Origin of the sequence: Streptomyces sp. NPDC006510, from assembly GCF_040611955.1 — a bacterium.
Classification (GTDB): Bacteria; Actinomycetota; Actinomycetes; order Streptomycetales; family Streptomycetaceae; genus Streptomyces.
Map to the genome: position 1 here is coordinate 1 of NZ_JBEXPH010000038.1, position 13,924 is coordinate 13,924.

The following is a 13,924-nucleotide window of genomic DNA, read 5'->3' on the forward strand; positions in this document are numbered from 1 at the left end:
GGCGTGGAGGCGCCCGGGCGCGGGGTGTGGTCCACGCCCCCGACCGGGCCGGCCCACGTCCCGCACACCTACCGGCAGCCGTATCCCGCTCCCCGCCCCGAGACGCCCGCCGAGACCACCACCCGGCTGCGCCCGATCCGTACCCGGCACCCCGGCAGGACCGCGACAGCCGCGGCCTGTGTCGTGCTCGGGCTCGGACTGATCGGCGGCGCGGCCACCGGCGCCTGGCTCACCAGCGACTCCTCGGCCGATGCCGCCGCCCACAGCGCCTACACCGTGGGCCGCTCCGCCTGGCACAGCGTTCCCGTGGACACCCTCTTCCCCCGCACCCTGACCGGTGAGGGAGCGGGCCCCGGCGGCGCCGACCGGGTCTGGACCCGGATCGCCGTCGCCCCGGACAGCGGCTGCCGGGCGGCCCTGGACCCGCTGCTGGCCCGGACACTCGGCCCGGTCGGCTGCGAGCGCCTGCTCCGCGCCACCTACACCGATGCCACCAGCAGCAGCGTCACCACGGTCGGGGTGATCTTCACCGAGGGCGACGCTGCGGCGATGAAGGCGCTGAGCAACCGCTTCACCGCCCAGCACCTCGGCCGGCGCACCGACCTGTTGCCCCGCACCTACCCGGTCAAGGGCACGGTCGCCGCCGGATTCGGCGACCGGCAGCGCGCCAGCTGGACCGTCCACGTACTGACCGAGGTGCCCGTCGTCGTGTTCGCCGTGTCCGGCTTCGCCGACGGGCGTACCGTCACCGACCCGCAGCCCGTCGACAAGGCCATGGCCGCGGACGCCACGACGGCCGCCGCCCAGGCCGGGCTCGGCCACGAGGCCAAGGGCCTGGCCGACCGGATCGAGCGCGGCCTGCGCCGGACCGTCAACGACCTCACGGAGAAGCCGGAATGAGCCGCCGCCGCCGTGCCCTGGGCGCGGTCTGCGCCGCCACCGCGTTCGCGCTCCTGCCCACGGCACCGGCCCGGGCCGACGCCATCCGGGACCAGCAGTGGGGCCTCCAGGCCCTCCACACCGACCAGGCGTGGCGGACCACCAAGGGCAGGGGAATCACCGTCGCCGTCGTCGACACCGGGGTCGACGGCAGCCTTCCCGATCTGGCCGGCCAAGTACTGCCCGGCAAGGACATGATCGGTTTCGGCGCCCGCCGCGGCGACCGCTCCTGGGCCCGCCACGGCACCGCGATGGCGGGCATCATCGCAGGTCACGGCCATGGCACGGGACGCGACGACGGCGTGCTCGGCATCGCGCCCGAGGCGAAGATCCTGCCGGTCCGGGTGATCCTCGAAGCCTCCGACCCGGCCCGCGCCAAGGCCCGGGAATCACGCGGCACGGCCCTCGCCGACGGCATCCGCTGGGCTGCCGACCACGGCGCCGACGTCATCAACCTCTCGCTCGGCGACGACAGCAAGTCCGCGCACCCCGAGCCGGGCGAGGACGCCGCCGTCCAGTACGCGTTGAAGAAGGGGGCCGTGGTCGTCGCCTCCGCGGGCAACGGCGGCGAGAAGGGCGACCACATCTCGTACCCCGCCGCCTACCCCGGCGTCATCGCGGTCGCCGCCGTCGACCGGTACGGCACCCACGCCGCGTTCTCCACTCGTCGCTGGTACGCCACCGTCAGCGCACCCGGGGTCGACATCGTCGTCGCCGCGCCCGACCGCCAGTACTACGTGGAGTGGGGCACCTCCGCCGCCTCCGCGTTCGTCTCCGGCGCGGTCGCGCTGGTCCGCGCCGCGCACCCGGAACTGACGCCCGCCCAGATCAAGAAGCTCCTCACCGACACGGCCCGCAGCGCCCCGGCGTCCGGCCGTGACGACGCCCGGGGGTACGGCATCGTCGACCCCGCCGCGGCGATAGAGGCCGGAGCCGCGCTCCGCCCCGCCGGTCTGCGCGCCGATTCCGCCGAGACCGGCTACCGGAAGCGGTACTTCGGCCCCGGCCCCACCCCCGAGCACCACGAGAGCAGCGCCGCGGGCTGGCTCGCAGCCGGCGCGGGCGGTCTCGGAGCGGTTCTGCTGGCCCTGGCCGTGGTGCTCTGGCGCGGCCGGGGCCGCGGTCCGGCCGCAGTACGGGGCTGAAAGCGGCCCCGGCCGCCGCGCGGTGCCGAGCACCCCCACCGCCGCCTTCGCCACCGCCTCGACCAGCGCGATCCCGGACTCCTTCGTCCGTTGCCCGTCCGAGAGCACCGCCAGCAGACAGGTACACCCGTCGGCCCGGACCCGGCCGACGCTGTTGATGTCCCACAGCCCGGTCGTCGTCCGCGGCATCCAGCCGTTCTTCAGCGCCCAGCCGCTGCCCGCCGCCGACACCCCCCACCGCTGACCGGCCTCCACCCGCCCCATCAGCCCCCGCAGATACGCACGGGACTCCTCGCTCAGCTCCGACTCCGTGCCGAACACCGCCCGCAGCAGCGTCAGCCGGTCCGCCGCCGTGGTCCGGGTCAGCCCCCATGGGTGCGCCGCGGTCGTCCCGGTCAGGCCCAGGCGCGCATTGGCCGCGTCGAGCGCCGCCGGGCCGCCGATCGCCCGCAGCAGTGCGGTGGCACAGGCGTTGTCGCTCCGCTCGATCGCGGCGGTGGCCCGGTCGTGCTCGACGGCGGTGAGGGCGCGCCGCTCGTCCTGGGCGATGAGCAGCAGCGCCGCGACCATGTCGACCTTGACGGTGCTGGCGGTGTCGAACGAGCCGTCCCCGTAGACCGCCCGCGCCCCGCTCCCGGTGTCCAGCGCGGCGGCGGACACCCGCACCTCACCCGCACCGGCCGGCAGCGGCTCCACCGCCGCGGCCAGCGCCGCGTCGAGATCCACCGTCGGCTCCTCACTCCTCGTCGCCGGACCCCGAGCGGTGCCGGCGGCCAGTACGGACGATACGGACCCGGCCGGGTCCGGGCCGCGAGGACCGGCCGGTCCCGACCTGTCGGCGGGACGGAAAAGCCCAGGCACTAGGCTCGCCCTGTGGCGCAGAAGAACATTCCGGACCCTGGATACTCCGACGACGACGGCACGGCCGACCCGGCACTGACCGCGGCACTGGCCGCCTGGGCCGAGGACCGCAAGGCCATCGGCCCGGTACTCGAAGCCCTCAAGGGCACCCGGCTCCTGGTCCCGGTCGTCGCCGTGCTGGGGGAGCTGGAGGAGGACGACGAGGCGAGCCGCGAAGCGTCCGGCAAGGGTGGTGGTGGGCGACGGGCGGGCGGGCTGCGTCGCGAGAAGACCAGCGACATGGCCGTCCCCACCCTCCAGGCGGGGGACCGCCGGGCCCTGCCCGCCTTCACCTCGACCGCCTCGCTGGCCCGCTGGGACCCGAAGGCACGCCCCGTCGCCGTACCCCTGCACCAGGCGCTGCAGGCCGCCGCGCACGAGAAGGCGGACACGGTCGTCCTCGATCTCGCCGGCCCGGTCGCGTTCGAGCTGACCGGTTCCGCGCTGCTCGCCCTCGCCGAGGGCCGCACCAGCGCCGACCCGCTGGACGACCCCGCCGTCACCTCGGCGGTACGCGACGCGGTCGCCGCCGAGCCCGCGGTGCTCCGGGCCCACCTCGGCCCCGGCCGGGCCGACGGCACCCTCGCCCTCGTCCTTGCCCCCGGAGCGGACCCCGCCGAAGCGGCCCGCCGGGTAGCGGAAGCGCTGGCGGCCGACGAGGTCCTGCGCGCCCGTCTGGTGCGCGGCCTCGACCTGGCGCTGCTGCCGGGCGACGCCGTTACGCCGGGCGAGCCGCTGTTCACGCGCTGATCGCGGCACCACGGGGTGAGCCCCCCTGCCCGGGGCGGGCAGGGGGGCTCACTCGTGGGAACAGGGAGGGGCTCAGCCGAAGACGGGGCCGGTGTACTTCTCGCCGGGGCCCTGACCTGGCTCGTCCGGTACCAGCGACGCCTCACGGAACGCGAGCTGCAGCGACTTCAGGCCGTCCCGCAGCGGGGCCGCGTGGAAGGAGCTGATCTCGGTGGCGCTGGCGTCCAGCAGGCCGGCCAGCGCGTGCACCAGCTTGCGGGCCTCGTCGAGGTCCTTGTGCTCGTCGCCGTCCTCGGTCAGCCCGAGCTTCACGGCGGCGGCGCTCATCAGATTGACCGCGACCGTCACGATCACCTCGACCGCGGGCACCTCCGCGATGTCGCGGGCCATGTCGTCGAAGCCGGGGGAAGCACTGGTGGGGGTCGCGTCACTCATGCGCCATACGATAGGCCCACACCGATGCCGTCCCGTCCGCGGGAGCGGTGGGCGAGAGCTGGTTAGCGTACGCCCGGGGGAGCTGCTAGCCTTGTGTAACGACCGGCTGGGCAGCTATGTGCCCGGCCCACAAGTGGAGGCTCCGATCTCCCACCTGGCTGCCCTTCAGGGTGGCGGGTCATCCGGTCAGGCGGTGACCATCGTTCCGTACGGACGATGGGACCGCCCGATGCGCCCCGCGGTTGACCGCGGCGGTTCCGGTTGTTCCAGGAGCCCCGCCTGTGTCCCGTCCGGGGCATTTTTATTGCACTGGTGCGGTTGGTCTCACGAAACAGACGTTACGTGGCTGTCCGCCAGGCGGCCGCGTGGTGCTACCGAGGAGGATCCATCAGCGCCGAGCCCCGCATCAACGACCGGATTCGCGTTCCCGAGGTGCGACTTGTCGGTCCCAGCGGCGAGCAGGTCGGGATTGTTCCGCTTGCCAAGGCCCTGGAACTCGCACAGGAGTACGACCTCGACCTGGTCGAGGTGGCGGCGACCGCCCGTCCGCCCGTGTGCAAGCTCATGGACTACGGGAAGTTCAAGTACGAGTCGGCCATGAAGGCCCGTGAGGCGCGCAAGAACCAGGCGCACACGGTCATCAAGGAGATGAAGCTCCGGCCGAAGATCGACCCGCACGACTATGACACCAAGAAGGGTCACGTCGTCCGGTTCCTCAAGCAGGGCGACAAGGTCAAGATCACGATCATGTTCCGTGGTCGTGAGCAGTCCCGCCCTGAGCTGGGCTTCCGACTGCTCCAGCGTCTGGCTTCGGACGTGGAGGAACTCGGCTTCATCGAGTCCAACCCGAAGCAGGACGGCCGGAACATGATCATGGTTCTGGGCCCGCACAAGAAGAAGACCGAAGCCATGGCCGAGGCCCGCGAGGCCCAGGCCGCCCGCAAGGCGGGGCGTCAGGGTTCCACCCCCGACGCCGAGGCCGCGGACGGGGCTGCCGAAGCGCAGTCCGAGGCTCCGGCCGAGACACCTTCCGAGGCGTGACCTCAGGGGCTGCCATCCAGGCGGCCCCGGGTCCCCCCGGAATTCCCACCAAGATCTGACGCCCCTGCTGTCCGGTGCCTGCACCGCGAGGGGCGCCACTGACGAGGAGAGAACGGCGCGATGCCGAAGAACAAGACGCACAGCGGTGCCAGCAAGCGCTTCAAGATCACCGGCTCCGGCAAGGTGCTCCGTGAGCGCGCAGGCAAGCGCCACCTTCTTGAGCACAAGTCGTCCAAGAAGACCCGCTCGCTGACCGGCACGGTCGTAGTGGCTCCGTCCGACGCCAAGAAGATCAAGAAGCTTCTCGGCAAGTGAGTCCGCGGCCCGCGGTGAACCCGTGGGCGGCGAACTCGACTGAGACCGGGACCAATTCGTTTCCGGGCCGTGTGAGTCCAACCACGGCCCCGCTACAAGGAGTCAAAAAGTGGCACGCGTCAAGCGGGCAGTAAACGCTCACAAGAAGCGCCGGGCAATCCTCGAGCAGGCCAGCGGTTACCGCGGCCAGCGCTCCCGCCTGTACCGCAAGGCGAAGGAGCAGGTCACCCACTCCCTCGTCTACAACTACAACGACCGCAAGAAGCGCAAGGGCGACTTCCGTCAGCTGTGGATCCAGCGCATCAACGCCGCTGCCCGCCAGAACGGCATGACGTACAACCGCCTCATCCAGGGTCTGAAGGCCGCCAACATCGAGGTGGACCGCAAGATCCTGGCCGAGCTCGCGGTCAACGACAGCAACGCGTTCGCCGCCCTCGTCGAGGTTGCCCAGAAGGCCCTCCCGAGCGACGTCAACGCCCCGAAGGCCGCCTGATCCAGGTCGCACTTCCTGTCTTCTGAGCCGGACCCGCAGGCGCTCGCCGTCTGCGGGTCCGGTGCGTTGCACGACATGTTCCGTACGTCCGTCACCTCCGTACGCAGAGAGGCTCGCCGCCGACCATGGGCACCCCCGAACTGATCTCCCCGCGATCGCCGCGCGTCACCGCCGCCCGGCGGCTGGCCAAGCGCAACTTCCGCGGCAAGGAGCGCAGGTTCATCGCCGAGGGGCCGCAGGCCGTGCGCGAGGCCGCCGAGCACCGCGGCAGCGACGGCGAGCCGACCCTGATCGAACTGTTCGCCACCGTCGAGGCGGCCGAGCGGTACGCCGACATCGTCGCCGCCGCCCACGCGGCCGGCGCCCGGGTGCACCTCGCCGACGGCGATGTGCTCGCCGATGTGTCGCAGACCGTCACCCCGCAGGGCCTGATCGGCGTCTGCCGCTTCCTCGACTCCCCGTTCGACGCGATCCTCGCCGCGAAGCCGAAACTGGTCGCCGTCCTCGCCCACGTACGCGACCCCGGGAACGCCGGTACGGTGCTGCGCTGCGCCGACGCGGCGGGTGCCGACGCCGTGGTGCTCACCGACGCCTCGGTGGACCTCTACAACCCCAAGTCCGTCCGGGCCTCGGTCGGCTCGCTCTTCCACCTGCCGGTCGCCGTCGGCGTCCCGGTCGAGCAGGCGGTGCGGGGGCTGCGGGAGGCGGGCGTACGGATCCTCGCCGCCGACGGCGCGGGCGACGACGACCTCGACGACGAGCTCGACGCGGGCACCATGGGCGGTCCGACCGCCTGGGTCTTCGGCAACGAGGCCTGGGGTCTGCCGGAGGAGACCCGGGCGCTGGCCGACGCCGTGGTGCGGGTACCCATCCACGGCAAGGCGGAGAGCCTCAACCTCGCGACGGCGGCGGCCGTCTGCCTGTACGCCTCCGCGAGGGCCCAGCGCCCGCGGTGACACCGCAGGGTGTCGCCGCGTCACCGACGACTAGTAGGGTGGCGAACTCGGGGGCCCACTGCACCGGTTCGAGAGGTGGGGTACGGGATATGGCTGTCGGCACGAGCAGGCCGCGCGAGACACATGCGGTCGTTCTGCGCGCCTGCGAATCCCCTGGTACGGCCGGTGAACCGGACGGGAGCCGGGAGGCCGGAGCCCTGGACCCGGGTGTCGACGCCGACGACCTGCCCGACGGCCTGGTGGTCGCCGACGAGACCGGCCGGATCATCTGCTTCAACTCCGCCGCCGCCCGGATCACCGCGGTGCCCCGGGCCGCCGCCCTCGGCCGCTCCCTGGAGCACGCACTGCCGCTGGAGGACCTCAAGGGCCGCCGCTGGTGGGCCCTGACCGATCCCTACGGCGGCCTCGCCACCCGGGTCGGCCAGCCCGAACGCAATCTGCTGCTGCCCGGCGGCCGGGAGGTCCTGGTATCCGCCCGTTATGTGCGTGAGCACCCCACCGGCCCGGTGCGCCGGGTGGTGATCTCGCTGCGCGGCACCGAGGCCCGCCGCCGCAACGAACGCAGCCACGCCGAGCTGATCGCCACGGTCGCCCATGAGCTGCGCTCCCCGCTGACCTCCGTCAAGGGCTTCACCGCGACCCTCCTCGCCAAGTGGGAACGGTTCACCGACGACCAGAAGCGCCTGATGCTGGAGACGGTCGACGCCGACGCGGGCCGTGTCACCCGGCTCATCGCCGAGCTGCTCGACATCTCCAGGATCGACTCCGGACGCCTGGAGCTGCGACGCCAGCCCGTGGACCTCTCCGCCGCCGTCGAACGCCACATCCAGGCCCTCACCGCGAGCGGCCAGACCCCCGACCGCTTCCTGGTCCGCACCTGCCAGCCGCTGCCCGCGGTCTGGGCCGACCCGGACAAGGTCGACCAGGTGCTCGGCAACCTGCTGGAAAACGCGGTGCGCCACGGCGAGGGAACCGTCACCATTGAAGTCGCACCCGCACCCGCGAAGAGCGACGAGAAGGGAACGGCCGTCACCGTGAGCGACGAAGGCCCCGGCATCCCCGAGGAGTCGATGGGCCGTGTCTTCACCCGCTTCTGGCGGGGAAGCAAGCGCGGTGGTACGGGGCTGGGCCTCTACATCGTCAAGGGCATCGTCGAGGCGCACGGCGGCACGATCACGGTCGGCCGCGGCCCCGGCGGCGGCGCGGAGTTCCGATTTATCCTGCCCGTGAGCGCGCCGGCCTACCTGGTCTGAGCGGCCCACGGGCCTCCCACACATCCTGTGGCCCTTAGACTCGACCTTTGGCACCTTTGCGTCCTCCAGTCGTCGATCGGGGCCATGGGGGTCCGGGGCATTCCCCGGTAAGCGCAGTATCAGCCAATCGGAAGCACGGGAAGAGATGTCGGCACCGAACAAGTCGTACGACCCAGTCGAGGTCGAGGCACTGAAACCGGAAGAGATCGAGCGCATGCGGGACGAGGCGTTCGCCGCCTTCGCCGCCGCCGGTGACCTCGACGCGCTCGCCCAGGCGAAGACCGCGCACACCGGGGGTACCTCGCCGCTGTCGCTCGCCAACCGCGAGATCGGCGCACTGCCGCCGCAGGCCAAGGCCGAGGCCGGCAAGCGCGTGGGACAGGCCCGCGGCGCCGTCTCCAAGGCCCTCGCCGCCCGTCAGGCGGAGCTGGAGGCCGAGCGGGACGCCCGCGTGCTGGTCGAGGAGGCGGTGGATGTCACGCTGCCCTACGACCGCACCCCGGCCGGCGCCCGCCACCCGCTGACGACCATCATGGAGCGCGTCGCGGACGTCTTCGTGGCCATGGGCTACGAGGTCGCCGAGGGCCCCGAGGCCGAGGCGGAGTGGTTCAACTTCGACGCCCTGAACTTCGTGCCCGACCACCCGGCCCGGCAGATGCAGGACACCTTCTTCGTCCAGGGCCCCGACGGTGCCAGGACCGACGAGTCCGGTGTCGTGCTGCGTACCCACACCTCGCCGGTCCAGGCCCGCTCCCTGCTCGACCGGGAGCCGCCCGTCTACGTGGTCTGCCCCGGCCGCGTCTACCGCACCGACGAGCTCGACGCGACGCACACCCCGGTCTTTCACCAGATCGAGCTGCTGGCCGTCGACGAGGGCCTCACCATGGCCGACCTCAAGGGCACCCTCGACCACATGGTCCAGGCGCTCTTCGGCCCGGACATGAAGACCCGGCTCCGGCCGAACTTCTTCCCGTTCACCGAGCCGTCCGCCGAGATGGACATGGTCTGCTACGTCTGCCGCGGCGCGTCCGTCGGCAACCCGGACCGCCCCTGCCGTACTTGCGGCAGCGAGGGCTGGATCGAGCTCGGCGGCTGCGGCATGGTCAACCCCAGGGTGCTCATCGCCTGCGGCGTCGACCCCCAGAAGTACAGCGGATTCGCCTTCGGGTTCGGCATCGAACGGATGCTGATGTTCCGCCACAACGTAGATGACATGCGAGACATGGTCGAGGGTGACGTCCGGTTCACCCGGCCGTTCGGGATGGAGATCTGATGCGCGTCCCGCTTTCCTGGCTGCGGGAGTACGTCGACCTGCCGGCGACCGAGACCGGCCGTGACGTACAGGCCAAGCTCGTCGCCGTGGGTCTGGAGGTCGAGACCGTCGAGCAGATCGGCGCCGGCCTCAAGGGCCCGCTGGTCGTCGGACAGGTACTGACCATCGAGGAGCTGGAGGGCTTCAAGAAGCCCATCCGCTTCTGCACGGTCGACGTCGGCAACGCCAACGGCACCGGCGAGCCGCAGGAGATCGTCTGCGGCGCCCGTAACTTCGCCGTCGGCGACAAGGTCGTCGTGGTCCTCCCGGGCGCCGTGCTGCCGGGTGACTTCGCGATCGCCGCACGCAAGACGTACGGCAGGACCTCGCACGGCATGATCTGCTCCACCGACGAGCTCGGCATGGGTGACGACGGCACGCACGGCATCATCGTGCTGCCGCCGGAGCACGAGGTCGGCACCGACGCGATCGAGCTGCTCCAGCTCGTCGACGAGGTCCTCGACATCGCCGTCACGCCGGACCGCGGCTACTGCCTCTCCATGCGCGGGGTGGCCCGCGAGACCGCCATCGCGTACGGGCTGCCGCTGCGCGACCCGGCGCTGCTGGACGTGCCCGCGCCGAACGCGTACGGCTACCCGGTCAAGGTCGCCGACCCGATCGGCTGCGACAAATTCACCGCGCGCACCGTCGTCGGCCTCCAGCCCGAGGTCCGTTCCCCGATCTGGCTGCAGCGCCGGCTGCAGAAGGCCGGGATGCGTCCGATCTCGCTCGCCGTCGACATCACCAACTACGTGATGCTGGAACTCGGCCAGCCGCTGCACGCCTACGACCGCACCCGCATCGACGGGCCGATCGGGGTGCGCCGCGCCCAGCAGGGCGAGAAGCTCACCACCCTCGACGGCACGGTCCGCGTCCTGGACGCCGAGGACCTGGTCATCACCGACAACCGCGGGCCGATCGGCCTCGCGGGCGTCATGGGCGGTGCCAACACCGAGATCGCGGATGTCCAGGAGGGTGAGCACAGCACCACCGAGGTCGTCATCGAGGCCGCGCACTTCGACGCGATCTCGATCGCCCGGACCGCCCGCCGCCACAAGCTGTCCTCCGAGGCGTCCAAGCGCTTCGAGCGCGGCGCCGACCCGCAGGCCGCCGCGGCCGCCGCACAGCGCACCGTCGACCTGCTGGTGCTGCTCGCCGGCGGCACCGCCGAGGCCGGGGTCACCGAGGTCAGCGCGCCGTCCGCGCCCCGCACCATCGCGATGCCCGCCAACCACCCCGACCGGGTGGCCGGTGTCGACTACGGCCGCGAGACCGTCGTACGCCGCCTCCAGGAGGTCGGCTGCGACGTCTACGGGCAGGACGAGCTGATCGTCACCGTGCCGTCCTGGCGCCCGGACCTCAGCGAGCCGAACGACCTCGCCGAAGAGGTCATCCGGCTGGAGGGTTACGAGAACCTCCCGTCCACCCTCCCGACCCCGCCCTCCGGCCGCGGGCTCACCGACCGCCAGCGGCTGTACCGCAGGGTCGGCCGGGCGCTCGCCGGAGCCGGCTACGTCGAGGCGCTGAACTACCCGTTCATCGGCGACGCCGTCCTCGATCAGCTCGGGCTCGACGCCGACGACGCCCGCCGCCGTACGGTCCAGCTCGTCAACCCGCTCTCCGACGAGGAGCCGGCGCTGCGCACCACGCTGCTGCCGGGCCTGCTCGGCGCACTGCGGCGCAACGACGGCCGCGGCAGCCACGACCTCGCGCTCTTCGAGACCGGCCTGGTCTTCCGGCCCACCGGTCAGGAGGCGAAGCCCGTGAGGCTGCCCGTCGACCGGCGTCCCACCGACGAGGAGATCGCCTCGCTCGACGCCGCGCTGCCGCGCCAGCCGCGCCGCGCCGCGGTCGTCCGCGCGGGCGCCCGCGAGCAGGCCGGCTGGTGGGGCAAGGGCCGCCCGGCCGACTGGGCGGACTCCATCGAGGCCGCCCGCACGATCGCCCGTGAGGCCGGAGTCGAGGTGACCGTTCGGAGCGACCGGCACGCGCCGTGGCACCCGGGCCGCTGCGCCGCGCTGTACGTCACGGTGAACGGCGAGGAGACCCTTTTCGGACACGCCGGTGAGCTGCACCCGCGGGTCGTCAAGGACCTCCACCTGCCCGAGCGCACCTGCGCCATGGAGGTCGAGCTCGACGTCCTGGAACAGGCCGTCGACGGCGCGCTCCAGGCGCCCCGGATCTCCGCCTTCCCGGTGGCGACCCAGGACGTCGCGCTGATCGTCGCGGAGAACGTCCCGGCCGCCGACGTGGAGCGGGCGCTGCGCGAAGGCGCCGGCGAACTGCTCGAATCGGTGCGGCTGTTCGACGTCTTCACCGGTGAGCAGATCGGTGCGGGCCGCAAGTCCCTGGCGTACGCGCTGCGCTTCCGCGCGGCGGACCGCACGCTGACCGTGGACGAGGCGACGGCCGCGCGCGACGCGGCGGTGGCCCTCGCCGCCGAGCGGACGGGCGCGATGCTGCGGGGCGCGTAGCGTCGCGCGCCGACACGGCGAGGAGGGGCGCATCCGGTGACCGGGTGCGCCCCTCCTGCATGCTCGCCGAGCGGCGAGGACCGCACCCGGGACCCGGCGCGGCCCGGGGGGAACCCGGTTCCGAGCCGACCCCGCAGCCACCCTCCGATCCGTGGGCAGTGGGTCGTGCGATCCAGCGCCGTCCGCGCTGCCACGGAGGGTCGGGCAGGTCGGCAGAACGGACGGCGCGGGTGCGGGTCGTCGTACTGTACGAGGGGGAGCAGACGACCCGTCCGCTTCTTGCGAGACGACTGATTCAACCGATCCGCACACCGGCGCAACAGGGTGCGCAGCGGGACGGTTCGGGCATTGCGTTCACACCCCGTGTGAATCGTGCTCCACTGGACCGACACGCCTCGGCGTGCCGAACCACCGGAGGGGCACATGGGGGCAACGGAGCCCAATATTCTGCTGGCTGCCCTGATCGAGGAGGCGGGCGTCTCCCGGGCGGGTCTCGCCGCGCACATCAACCGGGCCGGCCGCTCCCGCGGACTGTGCCTGCGGTACGAACACACCGCGGTGGCCCGCTGGCTGAAGGGGCAGCGTCCGCGCGGCCAGGTGCCCGACCTGATCTGTGAAGTGCTCGGGAACCGGCTGAGCCGGCCCGTCTCGCTGGACGACATCGGCATGGCGGCCCCGGGCACCGGCTCGCCCGTGCCCGGCTCCTCGCTCACCGGCTTCGTCGAGCGGGCCACCGCGCTGTGGCGCTCCGACGAGGCACAGCGTTCGCAGGCCCTCGTCCCGGCCGCCGTCACGGGCACCACGGCGGTGATGCCCGTCTGGGAGTGGGAGAACCCGCCGGAGGACACCGATGTCTCGCGGGACGGACCGACCCGCGTCCGCATGGCCGACATAGTGACTCTGCGCGCGGCGCGTACCCACTACGAACTGATGTACCGCCGGGCAGGCGGAATCGCGACCCGATCCCGCATCGTCGGCTTCCTCAACGCCGAGACCGCCCCGCTGCTGCGCGGCGGCTGCAGCGATGCGATGGGCCGCCGGCTGCACCGGGCGGCGGGCGGTCTGGTGGCGGTCGCGGGGATCTGCGCGTACGACTCCGACGCGCACGGGCTCGCCCAGCGCTACTTCCACCAGGCGCTGCGGCTGGCCAAGGCGAGCGGGGACCGGGGGTTCGGCGGCTATGTGATCGCCCTGCTGGTCAACCAGTCGCTGTTCCTCGCCGAGTACCGGCAGTCCGTGGCCTTCGCCCAGGCGGCGCTGCGGGCCGCCGGAGGACACATCAGCCCCGCGCTCGCCGCCGACCTGTACGCGATGCAGGCCAAGGCGTACGCCCGCCTCGGCGACGCGGGCGGCGCCCGGGAGTGCATCCGGCGCGCGGAGTCGGAGGCCGGGCGCATCACGCCGGGCCAGGAACCGGACGAGACGGGGTACGTCCAGCCGGGCCTGGTCGATGTGCAGGTGGCCGAGGCCCTGCTCGGCATCGGCGATCTGCCGGGGGCCAGGGAACACGCGGCGAAGGCCGTACGGATCCCGGCGCACGACCGGGGCCGGGTGCACCGGCTGGCCATACTGACCCATATCGAGCTGCGTCAGGGCGAGGCGGACCGGGCGGCGGCCACGGCCGTGGAGATGGCGGAGCGGGCCAGGGGCATGGAGTCGCGGCGGCTGCGCGACCGGCTGCGTGCCGTGCGCGAGGATCTGGCGGCGAGCGGTTGCGCCGACGCGGGGCGGGCCGCCGAACTGATCGACGGAGCGCTGCGCGTACCGCTGTGAGCGCCCACCCGCGGGCACCGGTGCGTTCCCGCTGTCACCGCTGATGACGCTCCATCGCGCGCGGCCGGTGCGAGGCGCCGCGAAACCGCGAACGGGGCCGGCCGGAGGATCGCCCCGGCCGGCCCCGTACGGGCACGA

At 72.7% G+C, this 13,924-nt stretch carries 12 protein-coding genes and 1 pseudogene; 11 read left to right on the forward strand and 2 right to left on the reverse strand.

Annotated features, from left to right (window positions below; translation table 11 throughout):
* Positions 1–126: 126 nt before the first annotated feature.
* Together ABZY11_RS14720 and mycP are read left to right on the forward strand one after the other, a co-directional pair.
* Positions 127–900 carry a hypothetical protein gene (locus ABZY11_RS14720; RefSeq protein ID WP_356479530.1) on the forward strand — a complete coding sequence of 258 codons (774 nt, stop codon included), beginning with the start codon at positions 127–129 and terminating at the stop codon, positions 898–900.
* Positions 897–2,084, forward strand: a complete 1,188-nt coding sequence (mycP, locus tag ABZY11_RS14725) for a type VII secretion-associated serine protease mycosin (protein ID WP_356479485.1) — start codon at positions 897–899, stop codon at positions 2,082–2,084. The genes ABZY11_RS14720 and mycP overlap by 4 nt, the downstream gene beginning before the upstream one ends.
* 27 nt (positions 2,085–2,111) lie before the next feature.
* Here the strand turns inward: mycP and ABZY11_RS14730 are convergent.
* Positions 2,112–2,861: pseudogene (locus ABZY11_RS14730) on the reverse strand (serine hydrolase); the annotation flags it as partial.
* A 96-nt stretch (positions 2,862–2,957) separates the two neighbouring features.
* Here ABZY11_RS14730 and ABZY11_RS14735 point away from each other — a divergent pair.
* Positions 2,958–3,734, forward strand: coding sequence for an SseB family protein (locus ABZY11_RS14735; protein ID WP_356479486.1), 777 nt, complete (start codon positions 2,958–2,960; stop codon positions 3,732–3,734).
* Between the two features lie 72 nt (positions 3,735–3,806).
* On the opposite strand, the gene ABZY11_RS14740 is transcribed toward ABZY11_RS14735, so the two are convergent.
* A complete protein-coding gene (locus ABZY11_RS14740) occupies positions 3,807–4,169 on the reverse strand; it encodes a DUF1844 domain-containing protein (RefSeq protein ID WP_356479487.1) in 363 nt (120 codons plus the stop codon).
* 342 nt (positions 4,170–4,511) lie between these two features.
* Between ABZY11_RS14740 and infC the strand changes: the two genes are divergently transcribed.
* The 8 genes from infC to ABZY11_RS14780 all read left to right on the forward strand — a co-directional run bounded on the left by infC (position 4,512) and on the right by ABZY11_RS14780 (position 13,786).
* The gene (gene infC / locus ABZY11_RS14745; RefSeq protein WP_356479488.1) at positions 4,512–5,210 is read left to right on the forward strand and encodes a translation initiation factor IF-3; all 699 of its coding nucleotides are present in this window, start codon (positions 4,512–4,514) and stop codon (positions 5,208–5,210) included.
* A gap of 120 nt (positions 5,211–5,330) precedes the next feature.
* Positions 5,331–5,525 (forward strand): 50S ribosomal protein L35, encoded by a 195-nt coding sequence (rpmI, locus tag ABZY11_RS14750; protein ID WP_072484441.1) that lies wholly within the window; start codon positions 5,331–5,333, stop codon positions 5,523–5,525.
* A gap of 109 nt (positions 5,526–5,634) precedes the next feature.
* Positions 5,635–6,018, forward strand: coding sequence for a 50S ribosomal protein L20 (rplT, locus tag ABZY11_RS14755; protein ID WP_072484442.1), 384 nt, complete (start codon positions 5,635–5,637; stop codon positions 6,016–6,018).
* Between the two features lie 125 nt (positions 6,019–6,143).
* Complete coding sequence (locus ABZY11_RS14760) at positions 6,144–6,974, forward strand: RNA methyltransferase (RefSeq protein ID WP_356479489.1); 831 nt, start codon at positions 6,144–6,146, stop codon at positions 6,972–6,974.
* Positions 6,975–7,063: 89 nt separating this feature from the next.
* Positions 7,064–8,227 carry an ATP-binding protein gene (locus ABZY11_RS14765; RefSeq protein WP_356479490.1) on the forward strand — a complete coding sequence of 388 codons (1,164 nt, stop codon included), beginning with the start codon at positions 7,064–7,066 and terminating at the stop codon, positions 8,225–8,227.
* A 145-nt stretch (positions 8,228–8,372) separates the two neighbouring features.
* Complete coding sequence (gene pheS, locus ABZY11_RS14770; RefSeq protein ID WP_356479491.1) at positions 8,373–9,500, forward strand: phenylalanine--tRNA ligase subunit alpha; 1,128 nt, start codon at positions 8,373–8,375, stop codon at positions 9,498–9,500.
* Complete coding sequence (pheT, locus tag ABZY11_RS14775; protein WP_356479492.1) at positions 9,500–12,013, forward strand: phenylalanine--tRNA ligase subunit beta; 2,514 nt, start codon at positions 9,500–9,502, stop codon at positions 12,011–12,013. The genes pheS and pheT overlap by 1 nt, the downstream gene beginning before the upstream one ends.
* 423 nt (positions 12,014–12,436) lie before the next feature.
* Positions 12,437–13,786 (forward strand): transcriptional regulator, encoded by a 1,350-nt coding sequence (locus tag ABZY11_RS14780; protein ID WP_356479493.1) that lies wholly within the window; start codon positions 12,437–12,439, stop codon positions 13,784–13,786.
* Positions 13,787–13,924 lie beyond the last annotated feature (138 nt).